Origin of the sequence: Corynebacterium hansenii (genome assembly GCF_030408795.1) — a bacterium.
GTDB lineage: Bacteria > Actinomycetota > Actinomycetes > Mycobacteriales > Mycobacteriaceae > Corynebacterium > Corynebacterium hansenii.
Genome location: NZ_CP047211.1, coordinates 2,185,279 through 2,209,584, shown reverse-complemented (window position 1 = coordinate 2,209,584; position 24,306 = coordinate 2,185,279). Strand labels below are relative to the sequence as shown.

Sequence of the window (24,306 nt, the reverse complement as noted above, 5' to 3'; positions counted from 1 at the left end):
CCAGGGCGCCCGCGGCCCGCGACCCGGGGGTCGGCCCCAGGGGGTCGGGCGGCCGGCGATCGGGCGCCCGGGGCGGCCCCGGTGACCGTCAGCCCCTGGCGGATGCGGCGGCGACGGCCCCGAACAGGGGCAGATCCGGGAGGTCGGAGACGAGCAATGCGCGCCCCTCGCCGTCGGTCAACGGCACGCACCAGTTCGGGTACTGGTCGTGCGTCGTGCCCGGCTGGTTCTGGGTGCGGCGGTCGCCGACCATGTCCACCAGCGCCATGCACGTCAGCGCCGACGGGGTGCGGGCGAGGTAGCGGTGCAGGCCGACGACGAGCGGGGCCGCGTCCGGCAGTTCATCGCGGGTGAGGTTCGCCCAGTCGCGGCCCGACACGGGTTCGCCGCCGTCCTCGAGCCCCTCGAAGCAGCCGGCGGCGTCCACGGCCGCGAGGTTGCGGGTCACCCACTCGAGATCGCGGGCCTCCTCGTCGGCGACGTCGGTGTGGAAGAGGCCGAGGCGGTCGCGCAGCTTGATGTGCTCGCCGTCCAGGTAGCCGGCCGTCGGCGGCAGGTCGTGCGTGGTCACCGAGGACAGGCACAGGCTGCGGTAGTTCGACGGCTGCTTGGGCACGCCCGGGCCGTCGGATTCGAACCACAGGATCGAGGTGCCCATGATGCCGCGCTGCGCCAGGTACTCCTGCACCCACGGCTCGAAGGTGCCCAGGTCCTCGCCGATGACGACGGCCCCGGCGAGTTCGGCCTCCAGCGCCAGGATGCCGACCATCGCCTCGTGGTCGAAGTGGACGTAGGTGCCGTTCGCCGGGGACTCCATCCGCGGCATCACCCACAGGCGGAACAGCCCGAGGATGTGGTCGACGCGGATGCCGCCCGAGTGGCGCAGCACCGTGCGCAGCATGTCGCGCCACGGCTTGTAGGAGGCCTCCGCCAGCTTGTGCGGATTCCACGGCGGCTGGGACCAGTCCTGGCCGCGCTGGTTGAACCCGTCCGGCGGCGCGCCCACGGACGCATCCGGGGCCATCCACTCGGCCAGGTTGCGGGCGTCGGAACCGCCCGGGTGCACGCCCACGGCCAGGTCGGCCATGATGCCGATGCGCATGCCCGCCTCGGTGGCGGCGCGCTGGGCGTCGCGGAGCTGCTCGTCGAGGACCCACTGCAGCCAGCAGTGGAAATCGACCAGCTCCTCGCGCAGCTCGTCGACGTCCTCGTGGGCGCCCAGCGGCATGACCAGCCCGGGGAACTCGCCGTTGTCGCGGGCGGCGGTGCGCATCTCGATGTCGCGGTCGGCGCACCAGCGGGCGTAGTCCAGGATGCCGCGGCCCTGCTCCCGCAGGAACCTCTCGTAATCGGCGCGGCGCACCTCGGACAGCGGGATGTGGTGCAGCGCGTGGAGGGCGCGCAGCTTGGCGGCGTAGATCGGGTCGCGGTCGATCTCGTCGGCCGAGCGGTTGAGCGCGCGGAACTCCTCGGCCAACTCGCGCAGCTCCGCGGCGTCGGCCTCGTCGAGGTAGGAGAACTCCGGGATCATCTCCACGCGGATGTACAGCGGGTTGGCGTAGCGGCGGGTGGTGGGCAGGTAGGGGGAGTCCTCCACCGGCGGGCACGGCTCCGCGGCGTGGAGGGGGTTGATCAGCACGAAGTCCGCGCCCGCCTCGCGCGCCGCGACGCTGGCCAGGTCGCCGAGGGTGGTCAGGTCGCCGATGCCCCAGGACCGCTCGGAGCGCACCGAATACAGCTGGGCCATGACGCCGGTCGCGGGCTTTTCGACGAAGCCGTCGGCCGTCGACAAGCGGCCCGGGGTCACCGCGAGCTCGCACTCCGCGACCGCGTCGCCGTTGACCGCGCGCAGCCGGTGCCAGCCCAGGGGCAGATCCTCCGGCACCGCGAAGGCGGCCTCGCCCATCGGCGCGCCGTCGACCACGCGGGCCGGGACGTTGTGCTCGACCTGCGCCAGCGGCCACTCCGAACCGTCCGCGAGGATCGCCGTGACGGAGACGTCGGTGCCGTCGGGGACGTGGACCAGAACCTCCTTGCGGCGTCCGCCCGTGCTGACCACGACGGGCGGCAGCAGCCTGCGCCAGCGGGAATCGGCCCACGCCTCTCGGGCGGCGAGGATGTCCTCGTCGGAGGGGTCCTCGGGGGTGGGACCGAGGTCGACGTCGAGCGCGGCGAGGATCTTCAGGATCGTCTCCCTGGACACCGTGGTCTCTTTGCCGTCATGCGCGGTGTAGCGTGCGGCGACGCCGAGATCGGCGGCGAGGTCGGCGAGAGGGGCGGTCACTGGCAGCTGCGCATCGTCGTTGGTCACGCGTCCCATCATGCCAGCGAGCCCGACTGCGCACCTGTTCGGAGGAAAAGGCACTTCCATCGAAATAACGATTCCGTTTTTATGAGCGGTTCCCGCACCGCCGCCGCACGCGTGTCGTAAGTTGGGTGCCGAAGTAATTGCTGTCACACGGGATATCCGGGGCTCTCCGCCGCCGGTCCCGGATGGGCAGGCGGCGCACGCGCGTAGCCTCGGCGGCACGCGGACGAAAAGCCGATGGACGACCATAAGGAGACGGAAAGCACCATGCGGGAGTACAGCACCGAAGCGCAGTATGCGGTGGGCGACAAGGAAACGGTCATCACCGCCATGCAGGAGTTGGTGTCCAAGCGCCCGAAACTGGTCATGTTCACCCGCCCCAAGAACTTCGAGTGGGTGAACGTCACGGCCCAGGAGTTCCATGACGAGGCGCTCGCCGTGGCCAAGGGCCTCATCGCCAATGGCGTCCAGAAGGGCGATCGCGTCGCCCTGCTGTCCGAGACCCGCTACGAGTGGAACCTGATCAACATCGCCATCTGGATGGCGGGCGCGACCATCGTGCCGATCTACGGCTCCTCCTCCGCCGGCCAGATCCGCTGGATCATCGAGGATTCCGGCGCCGTCTTCGCCATCACCGAGGGCCGCCAGCACACCGAGCGGATGAAGAACCTCATCGTCGACGACTCCGGCCGCGCCCCGCTGTCGGATTCCCCGTCGCAGCTGCGCCGCGTGCTGGAGATCAACGCGGCGGCCGTGGACACCCTCATGTACGAGGGCCGCGACGTCGACGACGCCGAGGTCCAGTCGCGCATCGACGCGACCACCGCCGACGATCTGGCGTCGGTCATCTACACCTCCGGCACCACCGGCCGCCCGAAGGGCTGCATGCTGGCCCACAGCAACTGGCTGGCCGAGGTCCGCGCGATCCTCACCAACGACATCGGCGTCATCGCCCGCCCGGGCAACCGCATCCTGACGTTCCTGCCGCTGGCGCACGTCCTGGCCAACGCGGTGTCCCTGGCCTCCATCGTCGGCGGCGCGACCCAGTCGCACTGGGCCGACACCAGCACCGTCACCCTGGAGTTCCAGCGCTCCCGTCCGCACCTGATCCTCGGCGTGCCGCGCGTGTTCGAGAAGGTGCGCGATTCGGCGCTGGCCGGCGCCAAGGAGAAGGGCGCCTTCGGCCTGGCCATGTTCGAGCGCGCCGAGGCCGCCGCCATCGAGTACTCCAAGGCCCTGGACACCCCGTCCGGCCCGTCGACGGCGCAGAAGCTGCGCCTGAAGATGTACGACAAGCTGCTCTTCGGCAAGATCAAGGCCGCCATGGGCGAGGCCGTGCAGTACACCATCTCCGGTGGCTCGGCGCTGTCCTCCGACCTGGGCCACTTCTTCCGCGGCCTGGGCGTGACGGTCTACGAGGGCTACGGCCTGACCGAGTCCACCGCCGCCATCACGGTGAACTCGCCGACCGATCAGGTCATCGGCACCGTCGGCCGCCCGGTCGGCGGCTGCGCGGTGAAGATCGCCGACGACGGCGAGATCCTGCTCAAGGGCCCGGTGGTGTTCAAGGGCTACTGGCAGAACGAGGAGGCCACGAAGGGCACCTTCGACGGCGAGTGGTTCAAGACCGGCGACCTCGGCGAGCTCGACGAGACCGGCCACCTGCGCGTCACGGGCCGCAAGAAGGACCTCATCGTCACCGCCGGCGGCAAGAACGTCTCGCCGGGCCCGATGGAGGACCGCATGCGTTCGCACCCGCTGGTGTCGCAGGCCGTGGTCATCGGCGACGGCCGCCCGTTCATCTCCGTGCTGGTCACCCTCGACGAGGAGGCCGTGGCCAAGTGGAAGGCCGAGCACAACGTGCCGGAGCAGACCTCCGTGCGCGATCTGGCCGCCAACGCCGTGCTGCGCGCGGAGATCCAGGATGCGGTCAACTCCGCCAACGAGCTCGTCTCGCACGCGGAGGCCATCAAGAAGTTCCACATCCTCCCGCGCGACCTCACCGAGGACGACGGCGAGCTGACCCCGACCATGAAGGTCAAGCGCAACGTCGTCGTGGACAAGTTCTCCCGCGAGGTCGAGGACATGTACCACCGCTGATCCGCATCCCGCCGCGCGCCGGCCACGGCTTCCGCTTTGCGACGGCCGCCGGTTTCCGCGCAGCGGCGTCGTGAAGCGAAGGAGCGAAACCCGCGCCGAGCCGGTGTCGCTCCACCTGGACCGCCCCCCGCACCCTTAAGGTTGGGGGCGGTCCGAGGTTTTCGGGGGAGCCCATGGGCGGCCCGGGACCCTCGGGGAGATGGCCGGCGAGCGCCGGCCCGACGATGAGCCCCGCAGGGGCGCGACCGGCGAGGAGGACCGCGGTGGAGCATTACGACGCGCGCCTCCGTCTCCGGGAAGTCACCCAGGAGCTGTACGACATCGGCGACGAGGTCGCCGAGCACATCGAGCATCTGGCGCAGGCCATCGCCGACGTCGACCGCGAGCTGGTCGACGAATGCGTGCTGGAGCTGGCCGACATCGTCGACGAAGCCGTGGAGGACGCCCGTCCGCTGGTCGGCGAATTGGCCGGCCTGCGTCAGGCGTTCACGTCCGGCATCCGGCGCGGCGAGCTGGGGCCGATGCCCGACCGCGAGCCCGGCCCGGAGCCGAAGCCCGTGGACGTCGCGGAACTGTCCGCGATCCCCGCGCCGCTGCGCCACCCCGTCGCGGTGCCGACGGTGGCTCAGGCGCTGCAGGCCAGGTCCGACAGCGCCGCCGCGTACCTGGAGGAGCTGGCCGACTGGGTGTCGGCGGAGAACATCCGCGGCGTCGAGGTGCTCGGTTCCGTGCAGATCCCGGCGCTGTACGCCCGCTGCGGCCGCCGCGCGCTCGGCGCCGCCGCGGCGTGGTGCGTCACCGTGCCCGAAACCCACCCCGCCGTGGCCAAGTCGCTGCGCGGGCGCAAGCCCCCGGCGTTCCTCATGGAGCGGATCCGGATCGACGAGGTCGTGCGCAAGGTCGCGCGGCGGCGCGCATCGGAGCGCGTGTGACGGGCCCGGTTTCCGGCGGGGCGCCCTCCGATTCGGGCGAGCCCGCCTTCGGCGTCTACCTGCACGTGCCGTTTTGCGCGACGCGGTGCGGGTATTGCGACTTCAACACGTACACGGCCGGTGAGCTGGGTTCGGCGGCGTCGACGGGCACCTACCTCGACGCCATCGCCCGCGAGCTGGAGCTCGGCGCGGAGGCGTTGGGTGCGGGGTCGTTCGGTGCCGGATCGTTTGAAGCGCAGTCGCCGGGTGCGGGATCGGTTGGTGGCGCGGGCGTCCGGCCGGCCGAGACGGTGTTCATCGGCGGCGGCACCCCGTCGCTGCTGGGCGCCTCCGGCCTGGCGCGCCTGCTCGACGCGGTGCGCGGCACGTTCGGGTTGGCGCCCGGCGCCGAGGTGACCACGGAGTCCAACCCCGAGTCGACGTCGCCGGAGTTTTTCGAGGGCATCCGCGAGGCCGGTTTCACCCGCGTCAGCCTGGGCATGCAGTCGGTCGCGCCGCACGTGCTGGCGACGCTGGACCGCGTGCACACCCCCGGCCGCCCGGTGGAGGCGGCCCGCGAGGCGCGCGCGGCCGGTTTCGACCACGTCAACCTCGACCTCATCTACGGCACGCCGGGGGAGTCGATGTCCGACCTCGACGCCTCGCTGGACGCGGTGCTGTCGGCGGGCGTCGACCACGTGTCGGCGTACTCGCTCATCGTGGAGGAGGGCACCGCCATGGCGCGGAAGGTCCGCCGCGGCGAGCTGCCGATGCCGGACGACGACGACCTCGCCGACCGCTACGAGCGCATCGACGCCGCCCTGCGCGGCGCGGGTTTCGGCTGGTACGAGGTCTCCAACTGGTCGCGGCCGGGCGGGGAGTGCCGCCACAACATGATCTATTGGCGCGACGGCGATTGGTGGGGCGCGGGCCCCGGCGCGCATTCGCACATCGGCGGGCGTCGCTTCCACAACGTCAAGCACCCGGCCCGCTACGCGTCGGTCGTGTCGGGCGGCGAGCTGCCGATCCGCGATTCGGAATCGCTTTCCGACGACGACCGCCACATCGAGAGGGTCATGCTGCGCCTCCGTCTGGCCGAGGGCATGCCCGCCTCCGAGCTGCGCCCCGGGGAATTGGAGCGCGCCCGCGCCCAGGAGGCGGCGGGGATGCTGGCGATCGCGGACGGCCGCGTGCGGCTGACCGACGCCGGGCGGCTGCTGGCCGACGCGATCATCGTCGACATCCTGAGCTGATCCGGCTGTTCGGCTGACCGGATGGCCGGGTGATTGGGCGACTCGGCCGGCTGCCTGACCGGCCCCGGGGCCAGGGGAGGGGTACCCGGGTGGGGCGGCGTCCACGGATCCGCTTTTCGGCCCGCGCGCCGGCGCCGGCGCGTTTATGCTTCCGGCATGCAAATGATCACGACGGGGACGCGGGCGAAGCTCATCCTCATGCTCATGGCCGGGCACATCATCGGAGGGTTTGGCGTCGGCGTCGCCTCCGGCGTCGGCGCGATGATGGTCGATGAGTTCACTGGTTCGATGGAATTGGCGCGAATGATGGGGATGCTGCCCGCCGTCGGCGCAATTCTCGCCGCGCTGCCGCTCGCCGCGGTCGCGAAAGCCCGAGGCCGGGCCGTGTCGCTCGCCGGGGGCTCCGCGGTCGCCGCGGCCGGTGCGTTCGTCGCCGTCGTCGCCGGGCCGATGGAATCGGTGGCCCTCGTCGCCGCCGGACTTCTCCTCTTCGGGACGGCGACCGCCGTCGCCCTGCAGAGCAGGTTCGCGGCCGCCGATGCGGCATCGCCGCGCCACCGGGGACTGATGCTGTCGCTGGTGATGACGCCGATGATCATCGGTTCGGCGTTCGGGCCGGATCTCATGGATTGGGCGGGCGAGATCTCCGAAGGCTGGGGGCTGCCGCAATTCGCCGCCCCCTTCCTCCTGGCCGTCGCCGCGCAGATGCTCGCCGGCCTGGTCTACTTCGCCGGCCTGCGCCCGGACCCGCTGGCCGTCGCCCGCGCCAGTGAAGGTGACTGGGCCGTCCACGGCGCGGTGCCGAACTGGACCGGGCCCGTGCACCCGCATGGTGCTGCACCTAACTTGTACGGGCCCGCGCCCCTCCGGCGCCGGTCCCCGGGAGTCTTGCGGGCCCAGGTCGCCATCGCCGTCGCCGAGTTCGTGCTGGTGATCATCATGGTGCTCGCCTCGATGCACATGATCTACGCCGGCGTGCCCTCCGAGTTGCTCACGCTGGCCGTCACCCTGCGCTTCGCCGCGCCGTGGGTGTCGTCGCCGTTGTTCGGCTGGTTGGCGGACATCCTCGGGCCGCGGCCGGTCATCCTGGGCGGGCAGGCGCTGTTCGTCCTCGCCATCGCCGCCATCGTCGTCTTTCCGGAGGACGGTACGGTGCTCACCGCCGCCCACTTGCTGCTCGGCCTCGGCTGGTCGGCGACGGTGGTGGCCGCATCGACCGTCATCGCGAACGCGGACTCCGCCGAAACGCGGCCGATGGTGCAGGGGCGCACCGACCTCGGCATGAACCTCGCCTCGCTCGGAGCCGGCTTCATCGCCATGGTGTTGTTCGAGGAAGACATTTTGTTGCCCCTGGCCTTTGTGATGCTCCTCCCGGTCGCAGTCGTCGTCGGGACGCATCTTTCCCGGGGACGGGCGGTGGCCGGGTAACATCAACCGGCGACCACCGATCATCCCCCGGAACGGCCGCCCGCCCCACCGCGTGGCCCGCCCCCGCCGGGCCCGGAAGGGAAGGGAGCGCCCGATGTCCAGCCAGACCGAATTGCGCCGCCGCGAGGTGCTGCGCGCGATCGTCGCCGACTACGTCGCCTCCCAGGAGCCGGTGGGGTCGAAGGCGCTGGTCGACCGCCACAACCTCGGCGTCTCCTCCGCGACCATCCGCAACGACATGGCGGTGCTGGAGGCCGAGGGCTTCATCACCCAGGAGCACGCGTCGTCGGGGCGCATCCCCACCGAAAAGGGCTACCGGCTGTTCGTCGACTCGATCTCGCAGGTCAAGCCGCTGTCGAAGGCCGAGCACCGCGCCATCCTCGAATTTCTGGAAGGCGGCGTCGACCTGGAGGACGTGCTGCGCCGTTCGGTGCAGCTTCTCAGTCAGCTCACCCGCCAGGTGGCCGTCGTCCAGCTGCCCACCCTGCAGTCGTCGCGCGTGCGGCACTGCGAGGTCGTCCAGCTCGCCGACGTGCGGCTGCTGCTGGTCATCATCACCGACACCGGCCGCGTCGAGCAGCGCAACGTCGAACTCGCCGCGCCCATCGACCCGAACCAGGTGCCGCCGCTGCGCGACATGCTCAACCGCACCATGGCGGGCAAGACGCTGTCCGACGCCTCGGCGTCCATCGCGGACCTGGCGGCCAACGCGCCGGCCGACGTGCGCGACGTGGTCATCCGATGCTCGACCGTCATCATCGAGTCGCTGATCGACAAGCCGAACGACCGCCTGATCCTCGCGGGCGCGTCGAATCTGACCCGCTCCGGCCTGCACGGCCGCCTGCCGTCGACGCTGCCGACGGTGCTCGACGCCCTGGAGGAGCAGGTGGTCGTGCTCAAGCTGCTGTCCGCCGTTCAGGACCTGCACCAGGTGCGGGTGTCCATCGGCGAGGAAAACGAGGACGAGGAGCTGCGCGGGACGTCGGTGGTCTCCACGGGATACGGCACGTCGGGGGAGATCCTCGGCGGCCTCGGCGTCGTCGGCCCCACCTACATGGACTACCCGGGAACAATCGCGTCGGTCGCCGCCGTTGCACAGTACGTCGGTCGGGTCCTCGGTGACGGGTGAACGGCCCTGCGCTGGTACATTCTTCCGACGGTTCCATTCATTGATTTTCGACAGATGCATAAGGAAGTAACTGACGTTGGCTCGTGACTACTACGGCATCCTCGGCGTGTCCAAGGACGCCTCCGACGCGGAGATCAAGAAGGCCTACCGCAAGCTGGCGCTGAAGTACCACCCGGACCGCAACCCGGATGACGACGAGGCGGCGGAGAAGTTCCGCGAGGCCTCCGTCGCCCACGAGGTGCTCTCCGACCCGGAGAAGCGGCGCATCGTCGATCTCGGCGGCGACCCGATGGACCAGGGCGCCGGTGCCGGCGGGTTCGGCGGCGGCTTCGGTGGTTTCGGCGGCGGCGGTCTCGGCGACGTCTTCGAGGCGTTCTTCGGCGGGGCCGGCGGCGGTCCGCGCCAGCGCCGGTCGCGCGTCCAGCCCGGTTCGGATGCGCTGCTGCGCATTTCGCTGGGCCTCGACGAGTGCTTCACGGGCGTGCGCAAGCCGATCACCGTCGACACGGCGGTGCTGTGCGACGTGTGCGAGGGCACGGGCTCGAAGTCGAAGCAGAAGCCGAAGGTGTGCCCGGACTGCAACGGAACCGGCGAGATCCAGCAGGTGCAGCGTTCCTTCCTGGGCAACGTCATGACGTCGCGGCCCTGCGGTCGATGCCAGGGCACCGGCGAGATCATCGTCGACCCGTGCAACAACTGCGGCGGCGACGGCCGCGTGAAGTCGCGCCGCGATCTGACCGTGAACGTCCCGGCGGGCATCGCCGACGGCATGCGCATCCGCATGGCGGGCCAGGGCGAGGTCGGCCCGGGCGGCGGGCCGGCGGGCGACCTGTACGTCGAGGTCCACGCCGAGCCGCACCCGGTGTTCACCCGCGAGGGCGATGACCTGCACGTGACCATCCACGTCCCGATGGTCGACGCCGCGCTGGGCACGTCGATGGAGATCGACGATCTGGTGGGCGAGAAGATCGAGGTCGGCGTCGAGGCGGGCACGCAGCCCGCGGAGACCCTGCGCGTGGAGGGCCGCGGCATGCCGCGCCTGCGCGGCGAGGGCGCGGGCGATCTGATCGCCCACGTCGACGTCACCGTGCCCACCAAGCTCGACGGCAAGTCGCGCGAGATGCTGGAGAAGCTGCGCGACCACCGCGGCGAGGACACCCGCCTGGCCGAGGGGCAGACCGCCGACCGCGGCTTCTTCTCCCGCTTCCGCAGCCGCCGCTAGGCCGCCATGGGACTGCCCGTTTTCCTCGCCGGCTTCGGCGACGCGCTGCCCGAGCCCGGTGCGACCGTCGAGTTGGGCGGGCCGGAGGCCAAGCACGTGAAGGTGCAGCGCCTGGGGGCGGGCGACGAGGTCTTCCTCGTCGACGGCGCGGATCGGCGGGCCCTGGTCCGCATTTCGCTTGCCGACGGTTCCCGCGTGGCGTGCGAGGTCATTTCCGCCGGGGTCGTGGAGAGGCCGACCCCGCATGTGACGGTGGTCCAGGCGCTGCCGAAGTCCGACCGCGCCGAGTTGGCGGTGGATTTGATGACGGAAGCCGGCGTCGACGCGATCGTCCCGTGGGCGGCGCGGAGGTGCGTGGCCAAGTGGACCGGCGCGAAGGCGGGCAAGGCCCGGGAGAAGTGGGCGTCGACCGCCCGCGAGGCGGCCAAGCAGGCCCGCCGGGCCTGGATCCCGCCGGTGGCGGAGCTGCATTCGACGAAGGACGTCGTCGCGCTGGTCGAGGACGTGGTCGGCCGCGGGGGAGTGGCCGCCGTGCTCCACGAGGCCGAGCGCCGCCCCTTCGCCGAGGTCGCCGCGGCGGCGGCCGACGCCGGCGAGATCGTCTTCGTCGTCGGGCCCGAGGGCGGCGTCGACGACGAGGAACTCGAGCTGTTCCGCGCCGCCGGCGCGACGCCGGTGGTGCTGGGACCGACCGTGCTGCGCACCGCGCTGGCCGGCGCCGCCGCGACCTCGGCGCTGGGGCCGCTGACGCGGCGCTGGAGCTGATGCGCGGCGCTGGAGCTGGTGCGGCGTTGGGGTTGATGCGGCGTTGGGGCTGATGCGGGCGAGGGTTGATGCGGCGCGGGAGTTGGCGCCCCGCCGTGATCGGGTGCCCGCCGGCGCCTCCCGCGCAGCGCCGGTGCACGCCGGATCCGCGCCACGACCTAAGATCGTGGCAAGCCCGGCAGCGCCCACCACGGCGCGCCATTCCAGCAGCCACGTTAAGGAAACGAGGTTCCACCCGGCGTGACGGATCCGACCCGACAGCCCGAACGACACAGCGTCGACCACCGCACCCAGGCGATCGTCGAACTCGACCCCGCGCATGCGCCGACGGTGTTCGGCCACGCCGACCGCAACCTGCGTCTGCTGGAGAACCTCCTGGGCGCGGACATCCACGCGCGCGGCGCGACTGTCACCGTCTCCGGGCGCCCGTCTCAGGTGGCCACCGCCGCCCGGGCGTTCAAGGAGCTGGAATCCATGGCCCGTCGCGGCCATGAGCTGTCCTCGGACTCCGTGACGCGGGCCGTGGGACTGGTCGGCGCCGACACCCGGGGCGGCGCGGCGGGCGGCCCCGGCAGCGCGTCCGACGTCCTCGGCGGCGAGATCATCGCCCGCCGCGGCAGGGTCGTGCGCCCCAAGTCGCAGGGGCAGAAGGACTACGTCGACGCCATCGACCGCAACACCATCGTCTTCGGCATCGGCCCCGCCGGCACCGGCAAGACCTACCTGGCCATGGCCAAGGCGGTCCAGGCGCTGCAGCGCAAGGAGGTCGAGCGGATCATCCTGACCCGCCCGGCCGTCGAAGCCGGCGAGAACCTCGGCTTCCTGCCCGGCACGCTGCACGAGAAGATCGACCCCTACCTGCGCCCGCTGCACGACGCGCTGCGGGACATGATGGACCCGGAGCTGATCCCCAAGCTCATGGAGTCCGGCGTCATCGAGGTCGCGCCGCTGGCGTACATGCGCGGGCGGACGCTGAACAACGCGTTCATCATCCTCGACGAGGCGCAGAACACCACCCCCGCACAGATGAAGATGTTCCTGACCCGCCTGGGCTTCGGCGCGAAGATGGTGGTCACCGGCGACGCCACGCAGGTGGACCTGCCCCGCGGGCAGCGTTCCGGCTTGGACGTGGTGCGCCGCATCCTGGGCAACATCGACGGCATAGCTTTCCCGCACCTGGGTGCGGCCGACGTCGTGCGGCATTCCCTGGTCTCCGCGATCGTGGAGGCGTACGACGACCACGACGCCGCCGAGAAGGAGCGCGCCGAGCGGAAGAAGGGCGACGGGAAGAAGCGGTCCCACGGCGTCCGCGACGCCGGCGGGGACTGGAAGTGGCGGCCGGAGGACGACGGGAAAGCCTGAGCATGAGCATGAACCTGAACACGAGCGCGGGCGCGCGCGAGACGCACGGGAGCGGGAACCGATGAGCATCGAGGTATTCAACGAATCCGGCCGCGGCGTCAGCGAGGAGTCGCTCATCGACGTCGCCCGCTACGCCCTGGGGCGGATGGACGTCCACCCGGCCGCGGAGCTGTCGATTCACCTGGTCGACGAGCCGACCATCGAGGACCTGCACATCCGCTGGCTGGATCTGCCCGGCCCGACGGACGTCATGAGCTTCCCCATGGACGAGCTCACGCCCGGCTCCGGCCACCCCGAGGCGCCGCAGCCCGGGCCGTCGATGCTCGGCGACATCGTGCTGTGCCCCGACTTCGCCGCCCGCCAGGCGGAGAAGGCCGGGCACCCGCTCAGCCATGAGCTGGTGCTGCTGACGGTCCACGGGCTGCTGCACCTGCTGGGCTACGACCACATCGAGCCCGACGAAGAGCGCCGCATGTTCGCGCTGCAGAACGGTCTGCTGGCGGACTGGTACGACGACGTCGAGCGCCGCGGAGCGGACTTTCCCGCGAAGCCGATCAACCCCGGCGCGTTCCCGTCGGCGGCCGACCGCGAGAGGCTCGACGAGAAGCTCGGCGGCGACGGCACCGGGGGCGGCTCCGGCGAGGGCACCGGCTCCGGCGATGACGCCGGCGGCGATCGCGGAGCGGGCGCCGGGCGATGACCGCATCGGCGTGGATGATCCTCGCGGTCATCCTCCTCATGGCGATCGCGGGGTTGCTGAGCACCGTGGAAACCGCCGTGGCCGCCATTTCCCGCGCGCGGGTCACCGAGATGGTCCGCGATGAGGTCCCCGGCGCGAAGGCGCTGGTCCGCGTCCTGGATTACCGGGCCCGCAACGTCAATGTACTGGTGCTGCTGCGCACCCTGTGCGAGGTTTCGGGGTCCGTGCTCGTGGCGGTCATCGCGACGCATTACATCGGATCCGCCGGGTGGGCCATTACGGCGGCGATCGTGGTCATGACGCTGTTCAGCTACCTCGTCCTCGGCGTGACGTCGCGGACGCTGGGCCGCCGCAACCCGTATTCGGTGTCGCTGGCCTCGGCCGTCATCCTCGGCGGGGTTTCCCGGCTGCTCGGGCCCGTCGAAAAGCTGCTGATCTGGGTGGGCAACGTGCTCACCCCCGGCGGCGGTTTCCGCGACGGCCCGTTTTCCACGGAAGTCGAGCTGCGCGAGATGGTGGACATCGCCCGCGAGCGCGGCATCGTGGAGCACGACGAGCGCCGCATGATCCAGTCGGTGTTCGACCTGGCGTCGACGTCGGCGCGCTCGGTGATGGTGCCGCGGCCGGAGATGGTGTGGATCGAATCGGAGAAGCACGCCGGCCAGGCCGTGGCGCTGTGCGTCCGGTCGGGGCATTCGCGCATCCCGGTCATCGGCGACGGGGCCGACGACATCGTCGGCGTCGTCTACCTGAAGGATCTGGTGCACCAGACGTATTCGCTGACCGACGGCGGCCGCAGCGTGCCGGTCACCGACGTCATGCGCCCGGCGACGTTCGTGCCGGACTCTAAGCCGCTGGACGACCTGCTCGACGAGATGCAGCGCGACCGCAACCACATCGCCATCCTCGTCGACGAGTACGGGGGCGTGGCGGGGCTGATCTCCATCGAGGACATCCTGGAGGAAATCGTCGGCGAGATCGCCGACGAATACGATGAAGGCGAACGCGCGCCCATCGAACCGCTCGGCGACGGACGGTACCGGGTCGTGGCCAGGTTGTCGCTCGGCGAGCTCGTCGAGCTTTACGACGAAGCCGAGGGGCGCGAGATCCGCTTCGACGACGGCGTCGACGATGAAGTCGACACGGTGTCGGGGCTGCTGGCCTTCGGCCTGGGCCGCGTGCCGCTGCCCGGCGCCGAGGTGGAGGCCGCCGGACTGCGGTTCACCGCCGAAGGCGCGCGCGACCGACGCGGCCGCATGCGGGTCCACGCCGTCGTGGTGGAACCCGCCGAACCGCAGCCGGCGGATGCCGGTGCGGGACACGAATCAGAGGAGAACTGACATGGGAAACCTGGACGACATGCTGGCGGGCGCCGGGATCGGCGGCGATTCCGACGATTACGCCACCCCGCCGGGCCACCGCTCCGGCTTCGTGTCCATCGTGGGCCGCCCCAACACCGGCAAGTCCACGCTGACCAACGCCCTGGTGGGCGAGAAGATCGCCATCACGGCCGACCAGCCCGAGACCACCCGCCACCCCGTGCGCGGCGTGGTGCACCGCGACGACTGCCAGATCGTGGTGGTGGACACCCCGGGCCTGCACAAGCCGCGCAAGCTGCTGGGACACCGCCTCAACGACATGGTCGCCGAGGCGTACGCGGACGTCGACCTCATCGCCATGTCGGTGCCGGCCGACGAGAAGATCGGGCCGGGCGACCGGTGGATCCTCGAGTCCGTCCGCGAGGCCTGCCCGAAGACGACGCTGATGGGCATCGTGACCAAGACCGACAAGGTCGCCCGCGACGTCGTCGCCGAAAGGCTCATGGAGCTGCACGATCTGCTCGGCCCCGACGCCGAGCTGGTGCCGGTGTCGTCGGAGTCCGGCGAGAACCTGGACACCCTGGTGAAGGTCATGGCGTCCCTGCTGCCCGAGGGGCCCAAGTACTACCCGGCGGGCCACGTCACCGACGAGGACCGCGACACCCGCATGGCCGAGCTCATCCGCGAGGCGGCGCTGGGCGGCCTGCGGGAGGAGCTGCCGCACTCGGTGGCCGTCCAGATCGACGAGGTCCTGCCCAACGCGGACCGCGAGGGCGTCACCGACGTCCACGCCGTCATCTACGTCGAGCGCCCCGGCCAGAAGCACATCCTGATGGGCAAGGACGGCGGCCGCATGCGCGTCACCGTGCAGAAGGCCCGGAAGTCCCTGATCGAGCTGCTCGGCGAGAACGTGTACCTGGATCTGCGCATCAAGGTGCTCAAGGATTGGCAGTCGGACCCCAAGCAGCTCGGCCGCCTGGGATTCTAGGAATCCGCCGACCGCCGACCGCAGACCGGCCGACTGCCGGACAAACCGGAAGCCCGGCCGACTGCCGGAGAAACCGGAAGCCCGGCCGACCGCCGGAGAGACCAGAAAGGCACCCGCCATGCCCGACCCGAACGCCGCCCGCCCATCCCGGCGCCCACCCGGCTTCTTTGCCTCGCTGTTCGACTTCTCCTTCACCACGTACGCGACGCCGGTGCTCGTGCGGGTCGTCTACCCGGTGATGGCCGTGTTGGTGGCGATCGCCGGCATCATCTGGTTGATCGCGGCCTTTTTGCAGGCCTTCGGCGCGGGGGCCGTCGCCGGACTGGCGTTCACGGTCATCGGACTCCCCATCTTCGTCCTCGCCATGGTCCTGCAGCTCGCCATCCTCCGGCTGTTCCTCGAAGCCGGCCTGGCGCTGACCAGCGCCGCGAAATCGCTGCGCAACCTCGAACAGCGCTAGCCCGGGCGGCGAATCCGACGATGGCGGAGAGTTATCGGGATCGGGCGGTCGTCGTCAGGCGGCACGACCTGGGGGAGGCCGACCGGATCATCGTGCTGTTCACCCGGGAGCACGGGATCGTGCGCGCGGTGGCCAAGGGCGTGCGGCGCGCGAAGTCCCGGTTCGGTTCGCGGCTGGCGCCCTTCGTCGACGTCGACGTGCAGATCCACCCCGGCCGCAACCTGGGCACCATCACCGGCGCCGACGCGGTGCGGACGTGGGCCGCGCCGATCGTCGACGACTACGCCCGCTACACCTGCGCGTGCGGCGTGCTGGAGACCGCCGAGCGGCTGGCCGGCGAAGAGGGCACGCCCGCGCCCGGCCTGTGGGACCTGACCGTCGCGGCCCTCGACGCGCTGGCGAACTCCGACTCCGGCTCCGACGGCACGGGTCGCCTGCCGGGCCTGCTGCTGACCGCCTACCTGCTCAAGGCCATGGCCGAGGCGGGCTGGGCGCCCAGCCTGTTCGACTGCGCCCAGTGCGGCAAACCCGGCCCCCATAGGGCGTTCGCGCCGGCGGCGGGCGGCGCCGTGTGCGTCGAATGCCGGCCACCCGGTGCCGCGACGCCGCCCACCGACGTCCTGCGCCTGATGTGGTGGCTCGCCCACGACCGCTGGGACTACGTCGCCCCGGTGGCGGGCAGCCGGGGGTTCCGCGCCATGGCCGCCCAGGCACGCGGCTTGGCGACGGCCCACCTGCAATTCCACCTCGGCCGGCGCGTCGCGGCGCTGTCGTTGGTCGACGCCAGATGGGGAGACGACGGGGCGTCGTGAAGCCCGGGGCGACCGGGGGTGGGTTCAGTCGGGGCGGTGGGGCATGATGGGGAGGTGACTTCGCCGAAGCCGAACCCGATCCCGCACGACTCGCCGGTGCCCGAGGAATTCCTGCCCCGGCACATCGCCCTGGTCATGGACGGAAACGGCCGGTGGGCGCAGGAACGCGGCATGAAGCGCACCGAGGGGCACAAGCGCGGCGAGGCCGTCCTGATGGACTGCGTCGACGCCTGCCTGGAGATGGGCGTGCCGCACCTGTCCGCCTACGCCTTTTCCACCGAGAACTGGCGGCGGTCGACCGACGAGGTGCGGTTCCTCATGGGCTTCAACCGCGACGTGCTGCGCCGCCGCCGCGACGAACTCGACGCCAAGGGCGTGCGCGTGCGCTGGGCCGGGCGCCGCCCGCGGCTGTGGCGGTCGGTGATCAAGGAACTGGAGATCGCCGAGCGCCAGACGGCGGGCAACGACAACCTGACGCTGTACATGTGCGTCAACTACGGTGGCCGCGCCGAAATCGCCGATGCCGCCCGCGAAATCGCGCAGCAGGTGGCCGACGGGAAACTCAAGCCCGGCGACATCGACGAGAAGAGCTTCGGCCGTTTCCTCGACGAGCCCGACATGCCGGACGTCGACCTCTTCCTGCGCCCCTCGGGTGAGCAGCGCACGTCGAACTTCCTGCCCTGGCAGTCGGCCTACGCCGAGTTGGTCTTCCAGGACCGCCTGTTCCCGGACTTCACGCGCGAGGACCTGCGCGCCGCCGTCGTCGAGTACGCGAAGCGGGACCGGCGTTTCGGCGGGGTCAAGTAGGCGTCAAGTAGGGAGCGCGGCGCCCCGGTGGAGTGGCACCGCCGGGGCCGTATTGGAAACGTCTGCCAATAAGGTTTAGCCTGGCGGCCATGACCCATCCCACCCCGCGGGACTTGCACGAGCTGCTCGCCGAGTTCTCCGCCGCCGATGCCATGACCGTCGCCCACGGCCTCATTTCTCTGCGTCCCACCGCGCACCTCGCGGAATTGGCCAACGGGACGCGCGTCCACACCTGGTGCGCCCTGGACACGCTCATCGTCGCGCACCTTCTCGAAACCGACGTCGAGGTGCGCAGCCGGACCCCGATCGAGTCGGCCGGCGACCCGATCCTGAACGTCGCCATCCGCGGTGGCGAGCTCGTGGCGGATCCCGGGTTCATCCTGTCTTTCCCGCACGTCACCGATGGAGAGGGGCACCACTTCACCGAGGCGTTCTGCCCCTACGCGAACCTGTTCGCGTCGATGGACGCCTACCGTGACTGGGCCGCGGGGCAGCCGCGCCCGACCACGCCGCTCACCGTCGCGGAAGCCGACGACATCGCCCGCGCGTACGCCCTCGACGTCCTCGGCCGGGGCGCGGCGGAGGCGTCGTGCGGTGCCGCGGCCACGGGCTGCGCGTCGTAGGGTTCTCCGTCGAGGTCCGTTTCGGTGCCCTTCGCGGTGCCCTCGTGACTTGCGCCGCTCATCCGCCGCAACCGCCCGGCCCGGCTAACCCACCCCGAATGCGCAGACCCACCCGCTGTAACGGGTGGGGTTGCGCATTCGGGGTGGGTTTGCGTCGGGTTAGGGGGGTGCTCCGCCGGCCGGAGTGATGGCCCGGCATGAAACGCTCGCAACCGCCGGGTCATAACATCTAGCGACCTCTGTCCTGGTCGGTTCCGGTACCCTCGCCGTCGCCGCGAGGCCCCGTCTCATCGCCGGAATCGGACTGGCAATCCGCGCAGACGCCGAAGATCTCCGCGGTGTGGCCCGTCAGGCGGAACCCGTGCTCGTGCGCCAGATCCCCGGCCCATTCCTCGACCGGGCCGCCGCCGATCTCCACGGTCTCGCCGCAGTCGGTGCACACCAGGTGATGGTGGTGGTGATCCCCGCACAGGCGGTACAGCGCCTCGCCGGCGTCGGTGTGCAGCACGTCGACGGCCTTGACCTCCGACAGCGACTGCAGCGTCCGGTACACGGTGGTCAGGCCGACCTTGTCGCCGCGCTCCACGAGCGTCCGGTGGATGTCCCGGGCGGAGCTGAACTTGGTGATGTCGTTCATCGCCGCGATGACGGCCTTGCGCTGCCTGGTGGTGCGCACGCCGATCTTCGGGGACTGGACGGGGGCGCCGTCGGGCTTCGCGGAGCCGTTCGGCCCCGCCGCAGCGGCCCCGGAGCCCTTCGTTGATGACATCGCCGACCTCTCCAATCCCGGCACGGTCCGCGCCCCTCCCGACGAGTCGCGGTGGGCCGGGGCGGTGCCGTCGCAAAGCCTGTTTCGCATACCGACATTACCCGCGGCGATTTCCCGGGGCCGATGGGCATTAATCCGCTTGCGGCGGTTAGAGTGGGGGGCACTTGGCGACGGCCCGACCGGGTCGTCGATTGCACGGGGCGGCGATCCACGCCGCCCACCGTCATCCCGTGCCCCCGGATCCACCGCGGGGCGGGACACCGTAACAAGGAGCGTTTGAGGCAGTGGCCCCGAAGTCTGTCGTCGATACCGTCGCGAACCTGTGCAAGCGCAGGGGTTTCGTCTACCCCTGCGGTGAGATCTACGGCGGTACGCGCTCCGCGTGGGACTACGGTCCGCTGGGCGTGGAGCTGAAGGAGAACATCAAGCGCCAGTGGTGGAAGACCTTCGTCACCGGCCGCAAGGACGTCGTCGGCCTCGACTCGTCCATCATCCTGCCGCGCCAGGTGTGGGAGGCCTCGGGCCACTTGGCCACGTTCACCGACCCGCTGGTCGAGTCGCTGCACACCCACAAGCGCTACCGCGCCGACCACCTCATCGAGGCCTACGAGGCCAAGCACGGCCACCCGCCGGCCAACGGCCTGGCCGACGTCCCGGACCCGGAGACCGGCCAGCCGGGCAAGTGGACCGAGCCGCAGATGTTCTCGGGCCTGCTCAAGACCTTCCTCGGCCCCGTGGACAACGAGGTCGGCCTGCACTACATGCGCCCCGAGACCGCGCAGGGCATCTTCGTGAACTTCAAGAACGTCATGACCACCGCGCGCATGAAGCCGCCGTTCGGCATCGGCCAGACCGGCAAGGCGTTCCGCAACGAGATCACCCCGGGCAACTTCATCTTCCGCACCCGCGAGTTCGAGCAGATGGAGATCGAGTACTTCACCGCCCCGGAGGACGCGCCGGCGAAGTTCGACGAGTGGGTCGAGGCCTGCTGGAACTGGTTCATCGACCTGGGCATCAACCCGGAGAACATGCGCCAGTTCGACGTGCCCGACGACGAGCGCGCGCACTACTCCGCCCGCACCATCGACTTCGAGTACCGCTTCCACTTCCAGGGCAACGAGTGGGGCGAGCTGATGGGCGTGGCCAACCGCACCGACTACGACCTCGGCTGCCACATCGAGCACTCCGGCGAGGATCTGCGCTACCACGACCAGGTGACCGGCGAGAAGTACGTGCCCTACGTCATCGAGCCGTCGTTCGGCCTGACCCGCGCCCTGATGGCCTTCCTGTGCGACGCCTACGTCGAGGAGGAGGTGCCCAACGCCAAGGGCGGCACCGACACCCGCACGGTGCTCAAGCTCGACCCGCGCCTGTCGCCGGTCAAGGTCGCCGTGCTGCCGCTGTCGAAGAAGGACACGCTGACCCCGACCGCCGAGGCCGTCGCCGACAAGCTGCGCGGCCTGTGGGCGATCGACTACGACACCTCGGGCGCCATCGGCCGCCGCTACCGCCGCCAGGACGAGATCGGCACGCCGTTCTGCGTCACCGTCGACTTCGACACCCTCGAGGACGACGCCGTGACCGTGCGCGACCGCGACACCATGGAGCAGGAGCGCGTGAAGATCGACGAGCTCGAGGGCTACCTCGCGCAGCGCCTGGTCGGGTGCTAAACCGGGCGTACGACGCTTTTTCCGCCAGCTAGGAGACAAGCCATGAGCGATCAGAACGATCGTCCCCGGATCGACCCCGAGGGCATTTCCCGCGAGCCGACCGTGACGCCCGCCGAGGACGTCGAGGCCCCGGCCGCGCCGGCCGCCGATCCCGTCGGCGCCGCGGAGCCCGCCGCGCCCGCCCCGGCCGAGGAGGCGCCGGCGCCGGAGACGACGTCGGCCCCGGCTGCCGCGGAGCAGGCCGGGACGTCCCCGGAGGCTCCGTCGGCCGAGGCCCCGGCGCCGGCCGCCCCGCAGCTGCGCGAGATCGACGAGTCCCACGCGGCGACCATGGACGACGGTTCCGTCGTGCGGTGGGAGAGCTGGAGCCTGGGCGAGGAAACCAAGAAGGGCAACGAGGTCCGCATTCCCGTGATCGCCGAGGGCGCCGAGGTCGCGGAGTACGTCCGCATCGGCCCCGAGGAGGCCATCGCGACCGCGCAGGGCGCGTGGGACCTCGACGTCGTCGGCGACGGCCGCCTGGTGGCGACCCTGCCGGACGGCCGCGTGTTCACCGCCGGCGGCAAGGACCGCCCCAAGCTGTCGCGCGCGAAGAAGATCGACGTCGACCTGGGCGGCGACCGCCGCCTGTACGTGGTGTGCGAGGGCGCGCAGAACTACGTCATCGAGGATGAGCGCGGCGGCAAGCTGGGCCAGTTCACGGGCGCCAATCGCGGCGTCCGCTCGGCCGAGATCCAGTACGACACCGACGCCGGCCGCGCCCTGCCGGACGAGGAGAAGATCTTCCTGTCCTGGGTCGCCCGCCGGGTGCTCGAGTTCCGGATGATCAGCTCGACGTGGATCCTGACCGTCTGCCTGTTGCTGCTGATCGCCTACCTCGTGTGGGTCTGGGTGTCGTAGGCGATCATGGTTGGCGAGAATCGGCCCGGGAGCGCGCCGGGGGAGGGCATCGGGCCCGTCCCCGGTGACGCGCCCGGGCCGTGGCGCGTGTCGGGCCCGCCGCCGGCCGGGGGTTTCCCGGGGCGGACGGGCGGCAAGCCCGGTTCGGGCCCCGACGCCACGTCGCTTTACGACGCCGCCGGGAACCTCATCGCCCCGGATTGGCGGGTCACGCCGTCCGGCCTGACGGGGCGGTCGTTCACCGTGTCGTCTCCCGATGACTGGTGGCGCGCCCGAGCCGTGGGGCTCACCGTGGCGCACGTGGTGCTCTCGGGGCCGGGCGGCGAGCTCAGCCTCAACCGGCGCGACGGCGGCCGCGGCCGCGAGATCGTCGACGTGGGGGAGCGGCGGCTGGTGGCGCGGACGAAGCTGGACCGCGGGCTCGTGGTCGTGGAGATCGTCGGGGGCAGCCCCGATGCCGCGGGCGTCGATGCCGGGCTGTTGGCCGCGGCGGCGTTCGCCTGCGCGCACCTGGACGGTCCCGCCCGCCTGATGGGCTGAATCGCGCCGGTTGAATTGCGCCGGTTGAACTGCGCCGGCTGAACCGCGAAACGGCCGCCCCGGTGGGGCGGCCGTTTTTGTGTCATTGGGAAGCGCGGTGGAAAGAGCTCGGTCAGAAGCTGCCGGAGCCGCCGCTGAACCCGCCGCCCCCGCCGAACCCGCCTCCGCCACCGAAGCCACCGCCCCCGCCGAACCCGCCGCCGAAGCCGCCTCCGCCGCTCATCATGCCGCCGAGGACCATGCCGGCGATCATTGCGCCGGAGTTGCCGCCGCCGCGGTACTGGTTCATGCGCTGGTTGTGTCGGTTGATGTCGTCGCGCGCGGCCTTCGCGGCCTGCCGGCCCAACTGGGCGGCGGTGCGCGCCTCCTGGATGCCGCGGCGCGGATGGCTCGCCCGGTCATTGCCCGGCTTGGCGGCGATCTGCTCGGCGATGGCCAGGTGCCGCTCGGCCTCGGCCAGGCGGGTGCGCGCGGTGGAACCGACGATGCTGCGGCGAGTGCCGATGATGTCGCGCGCGCCCATCACCTGGGCCCGCGCATCCGTCAGGGCGTTGTGCAGCGTCTGCATCTTCTGGGCGAAGGCGTTCGCGGCGTCGCGGGCGTCCTCCAGTTCGTCGTCGAGCGCGGCGTCGGCGTCGGTGAGCGCCGTCCAAGCGCCGAGCGGATCCGTCGCGCCCTTGGCCTCGGCCGTCGCGAGCGCGGCGCGGCCGGCCTCCACTGCCTTGGCCAGGCCATCCCGGTCGATGTTCGCGGCGTCGGGGGCGGCCAGCAGATTCGTGGCCTCGCCGATCTCGCCGCGCACCTCCTCAGCCAGCGCGTCGAGGCCGGACAGCGCCTGGGCGATGTTGCCGTCGGCGTGCTCGATGCCCTCGACCAGCTTTTCGGCCTGGTCCAGGGCGAGGTCGGTGGCGCGGAGGGCGTCGATGAGCCCGGCCTGCTCGCCGGCGGGCTTGGCCAGCAGCGCGCGGGCCTCGTCCCGGGAGCGCTCCGCCATGTTGACGTGCTCGGTGGCCATGTCGACGTTGTCCGAAATCGACGCCAGGGCCTCCTCGTCGTAACGCGCGCGCAGGCCGTCGAGGGTCGTGGCCGCATTCGGGATGCGCGTGCGCAGGTCGACGCCCCGCTGGGTCAGCCGATCCAGGGTCTCCGGGGCGTTGAGCAGCTGCTCGCGCATCTCGGCGTAGCGGGAGACCTCCCCGTCGAGCCGGTCGTCGGCCGTGCCGCAGGAAGAGATGATGTCCAGCAGCATCCCGCGGCGCTCGCCCTCGCCCAGGGAAGGGCCGTCGTCGATGCGCTGGCGCAGCTCGAAGGCGCGGTTGAGGGTGCGCTGCGAGTGCTCCAGGGCCTGGGCGAGGTCGCGGACGCGGGCATCGCCGAATTCGGCGCGGGCCAGGTCGAGTTCGGTGGCCGCCAGGCGGATGGACTCGTCGGTGGAGACCAGCTCCTCCCGGGCCAGTTCGTCGAGCGCGTCGGTGGACAGGCGCTCGTGGGACTCGATGTCGTCGGGGCGCAGCGTCTTCCCCTCCTCGACTTCGGTCGAGGTGCGCTTCTTCCGGTTGCGCCGCGACCACGCGACGGCGCCACCGCCGAGCACCGCGGCACCCGCCGCGCCGGCGCCGAGGACGCCGAGGCCCGCGGCCGCCGACGCCGGCGTGGCCTCGTCGATGGCGGCCAGGGCCGCGGCTTCCCAGTCGTCCCGGCCCAGCGCCGGGGAGGCGGCCTCGATCATCTTCTGGCCGGTGGTCGGGACGTCGTCGCCGCCACCGCCGCCGGCGTTGCGGTCCTTCACCGCCACGGCGAACACCGCGAGGTTGGGCGTGCCGCCGAGCTCCCGCCACATCTGCGTGGCCCACTGCTCGGGCTGGACGCCGTCGAAGGAATCGACGAACACGATGCGCATGACGGTGCCGTGCTCCTGCTGGAGCTGGGCGGCGCGCTCGTTGAGCTTCGCCTCCTGCGCGTCGGTGAGCACGTCCGCGGCGTCCCAGATGCGGCCCTCGAATCGCTGCGGGGCCTCGGCGCGCGCGGCGGGCAGCGCGGTCGGCGCCGGGCCGGAGGCGAGCAGCACGCCGGCGAGCGGCCCGGACAGCGCGACGAGGGCGCCGGCTCCGATCGCCGCGGCGATGCGGTGGGTGCGGTTGGTGTGGCGGGGACGGTCGTGCTCGGTCATGCCCCGAGGATACGTGCGCGCCGTGGACCACACAGCGCGACGCCGGGCGGACGCGCGGGCCTCCCGTACA

At 71.4% G+C, this 24,306-nt stretch carries 21 protein-coding genes; 18 read left to right on the top strand and 3 right to left on the bottom strand.

The features are described 5' to 3' along the window. Positions 1–88 precede the first annotated feature (88 nt). Positions 89–2,323, bottom strand: a complete 2,235-nt coding sequence (gene malQ / locus CHAN_RS09640) for a 4-alpha-glucanotransferase (protein ID WP_290289206.1) — start codon at positions 2,321–2,323, stop codon at positions 89–91. Between the two features lie 252 nt (positions 2,324–2,575). Between malQ and CHAN_RS09635 the strand changes: the two genes are divergently transcribed. From CHAN_RS09635 to merB, 15 genes are all read left to right on the top strand, one after another. Next, positions 2,576–4,408: an AMP-dependent synthetase/ligase gene (locus CHAN_RS09635; protein ID WP_048742115.1), complete on the top strand. Its 1,833-nt coding sequence runs from the start codon at positions 2,576–2,578 to the stop codon at positions 4,406–4,408. Positions 4,409–4,671: 263 nt separating this feature from the next. Then, a complete protein-coding gene (locus CHAN_RS09630; RefSeq protein WP_241485388.1) occupies positions 4,672–5,340 on the top strand; it encodes a hypothetical protein in 669 nt (222 codons plus the stop codon). Continuing rightward, positions 5,337–6,572, top strand: a complete 1,236-nt coding sequence (hemW, locus tag CHAN_RS09625) for a radical SAM family heme chaperone HemW (protein WP_290289203.1) — start codon at positions 5,337–5,339, stop codon at positions 6,570–6,572. The genes CHAN_RS09630 and hemW overlap by 4 nt, the downstream gene beginning before the upstream one ends. 156 nt (positions 6,573–6,728) lie before the next feature. Next, on the top strand, positions 6,729–8,000 hold the full coding sequence (locus tag CHAN_RS09620) for an MFS transporter (RefSeq protein ID WP_290289200.1): 1,272 nt from the start codon (positions 6,729–6,731) through the stop codon (positions 7,998–8,000). 94 nt (positions 8,001–8,094) lie between these two features. After that, entirely contained in the window at positions 8,095–9,129 is a 1,035-nt protein-coding gene (hrcA, locus tag CHAN_RS09615; protein WP_290289197.1) for a heat-inducible transcriptional repressor HrcA, read from the top strand. Between the two features lie 76 nt (positions 9,130–9,205). After that, positions 9,206–10,351: a molecular chaperone DnaJ gene (gene dnaJ / locus CHAN_RS09610; RefSeq protein WP_290289194.1), complete on the top strand. Its 1,146-nt coding sequence runs from the start codon at positions 9,206–9,208 to the stop codon at positions 10,349–10,351. A gap of 6 nt (positions 10,352–10,357) precedes the next feature. Then, positions 10,358–11,116 (top strand): 16S rRNA (uracil(1498)-N(3))-methyltransferase, encoded by a 759-nt coding sequence (locus CHAN_RS09605; protein ID WP_290289191.1) that lies wholly within the window; start codon positions 10,358–10,360, stop codon positions 11,114–11,116. A 240-nt stretch (positions 11,117–11,356) separates the two neighbouring features. Further along, positions 11,357–12,478: a PhoH family protein gene (locus CHAN_RS09600; protein ID WP_377748466.1), complete on the top strand. Its 1,122-nt coding sequence runs from the start codon at positions 11,357–11,359 to the stop codon at positions 12,476–12,478. A gap of 61 nt (positions 12,479–12,539) precedes the next feature. Continuing rightward, on the top strand, positions 12,540–13,178 hold the full coding sequence (gene ybeY, locus CHAN_RS09595; RefSeq protein WP_290289187.1) for an rRNA maturation RNase YbeY: 639 nt from the start codon (positions 12,540–12,542) through the stop codon (positions 13,176–13,178). Then, on the top strand, positions 13,175–14,518 hold the full coding sequence (locus CHAN_RS09590) for a hemolysin family protein (RefSeq protein WP_048741629.1): 1,344 nt from the start codon (positions 13,175–13,177) through the stop codon (positions 14,516–14,518). The genes ybeY and CHAN_RS09590 overlap by 4 nt, the downstream gene beginning before the upstream one ends. A 19-nt stretch (positions 14,519–14,537) precedes the next feature. Then, a complete protein-coding gene (gene era, locus CHAN_RS09585; protein WP_048742122.1) occupies positions 14,538–15,485 on the top strand; it encodes a GTPase Era in 948 nt (315 codons plus the stop codon). A 118-nt stretch (positions 15,486–15,603) separates the two neighbouring features. Beyond that, positions 15,604–15,945 (top strand): DUF4282 domain-containing protein, encoded by a 342-nt coding sequence (locus CHAN_RS09580; RefSeq protein WP_290289182.1) that lies wholly within the window; start codon positions 15,604–15,606, stop codon positions 15,943–15,945. Positions 15,946–15,965: 20 nt separating this feature from the next. Beyond that, positions 15,966–16,757 (top strand): DNA repair protein RecO, encoded by a 792-nt coding sequence (recO, locus tag CHAN_RS09575; protein ID WP_290289179.1) that lies wholly within the window; start codon positions 15,966–15,968, stop codon positions 16,755–16,757. Positions 16,758–16,835: 78 nt separating this feature from the next. After that, positions 16,836–17,564 carry an isoprenyl transferase gene (locus CHAN_RS09570; RefSeq protein WP_275042087.1) on the top strand — a complete coding sequence of 243 codons (729 nt, stop codon included), beginning with the start codon at positions 16,836–16,838 and terminating at the stop codon, positions 17,562–17,564. An 89-nt stretch (positions 17,565–17,653) separates the two neighbouring features. Next, positions 17,654–18,187 (top strand): organomercurial lyase, encoded by a 534-nt coding sequence (merB, locus tag CHAN_RS09565; protein ID WP_290289176.1) that lies wholly within the window; start codon positions 17,654–17,656, stop codon positions 18,185–18,187. 229 nt (positions 18,188–18,416) lie between these two features. On the opposite strand, the gene CHAN_RS09560 is transcribed toward merB, so the two are convergent. Further along, entirely contained in the window at positions 18,417–18,956 is a 540-nt protein-coding gene (locus CHAN_RS09560; protein ID WP_290289173.1) for a Fur family transcriptional regulator, read from the bottom strand. 284 nt (positions 18,957–19,240) lie between these two features. Here CHAN_RS09560 and CHAN_RS09555 point away from each other — a divergent pair, with 284 nt between their 5' ends. From CHAN_RS09555 to CHAN_RS09545, 3 genes are read left to right on the top strand one after another with little or no spacing between them, the layout of a single operon-like run. Continuing rightward, positions 19,241–20,626 carry a glycine--tRNA ligase gene (locus CHAN_RS09555; protein ID WP_290289172.1) on the top strand — a complete coding sequence of 462 codons (1,386 nt, stop codon included), beginning with the start codon at positions 19,241–19,243 and terminating at the stop codon, positions 20,624–20,626. Between the two features lie 42 nt (positions 20,627–20,668). Continuing rightward, positions 20,669–21,526 carry a hypothetical protein gene (locus CHAN_RS09550; RefSeq protein ID WP_290289168.1) on the top strand — a complete coding sequence of 286 codons (858 nt, stop codon included), beginning with the start codon at positions 20,669–20,671 and terminating at the stop codon, positions 21,524–21,526. Positions 21,527–21,532: 6 nt separating this feature from the next. Then, the gene (locus CHAN_RS09545) at positions 21,533–22,066 is read left to right on the top strand and encodes a hypothetical protein (RefSeq protein ID WP_153251500.1); all 534 of its coding nucleotides are present in this window, start codon (positions 21,533–21,535) and stop codon (positions 22,064–22,066) included. A gap of 112 nt (positions 22,067–22,178) precedes the next feature. On the opposite strand, the gene CHAN_RS09540 is transcribed toward CHAN_RS09545, so the two are convergent. Beyond that, positions 22,179–24,236, bottom strand: a complete 2,058-nt coding sequence (locus tag CHAN_RS09540) for a TPM domain-containing protein (protein ID WP_290289164.1) — start codon at positions 24,234–24,236, stop codon at positions 22,179–22,181. Positions 24,237–24,306 lie beyond the last annotated feature (70 nt).

Bases quoted from the DNA above. Each gene is read 5' to 3' on its own strand.
- CHAN_RS09540 (WP_290289164.1), bottom strand. From the start codon at position 24,236: ATGACCGAGCACGACCGTCCCCGCCACACCAACCGCACCCACCGCATC.
- hrcA (WP_290289197.1), top strand. From the start codon at position 8,095: ATGTCCAGCCAGACCGAATTGCGCCGCCGCGAGGTGCTGCGCGCGATC.
- CHAN_RS09590 (WP_048741629.1), top strand. From the start codon at position 13,175: ATGACCGCATCGGCGTGGATGATCCTCGCGGTCATCCTCCTCATGGCG.
- era (WP_048742122.1), top strand. From the start codon at position 14,538: ATGCTGGCGGGCGCCGGGATCGGCGGCGATTCCGACGATTACGCCACC.
- CHAN_RS09560 (WP_290289173.1), bottom strand. From the start codon at position 18,956: ATGTCATCAACGAAGGGCTCCGGGGCCGCTGCGGCGGGGCCGAACGGC.
- CHAN_RS09580 (WP_290289182.1), top strand. From the start codon at position 15,604: ATGCCCGACCCGAACGCCGCCCGCCCATCCCGGCGCCCACCCGGCTTC.
- recO (WP_290289179.1), top strand. From the start codon at position 15,966: ATGGCGGAGAGTTATCGGGATCGGGCGGTCGTCGTCAGGCGGCACGAC.
- malQ (WP_290289206.1), bottom strand. From the start codon at position 2,323: ATGATGGGACGCGTGACCAACGACGATGCGCAGCTGCCAGTGACCGCC.
- CHAN_RS09635 (WP_048742115.1), top strand. From the start codon at position 2,576: ATGCGGGAGTACAGCACCGAAGCGCAGTATGCGGTGGGCGACAAGGAA.
- CHAN_RS09550 (WP_290289168.1), top strand. From the start codon at position 20,669: ATGAGCGATCAGAACGATCGTCCCCGGATCGACCCCGAGGGCATTTCC.
- merB (WP_290289176.1), top strand. From the start codon at position 17,654: ATGACCCATCCCACCCCGCGGGACTTGCACGAGCTGCTCGCCGAGTTC.
- CHAN_RS09620 (WP_290289200.1), top strand. From the start codon at position 6,729: ATGCAAATGATCACGACGGGGACGCGGGCGAAGCTCATCCTCATGCTC.
- CHAN_RS09605 (WP_290289191.1), top strand. From the start codon at position 10,358: ATGGGACTGCCCGTTTTCCTCGCCGGCTTCGGCGACGCGCTGCCCGAG.
- CHAN_RS09545 (WP_153251500.1), top strand. From the start codon at position 21,533: ATGGTTGGCGAGAATCGGCCCGGGAGCGCGCCGGGGGAGGGCATCGGG.
- ybeY (WP_290289187.1), top strand. From the start codon at position 12,540: ATGAGCATCGAGGTATTCAACGAATCCGGCCGCGGCGTCAGCGAGGAG.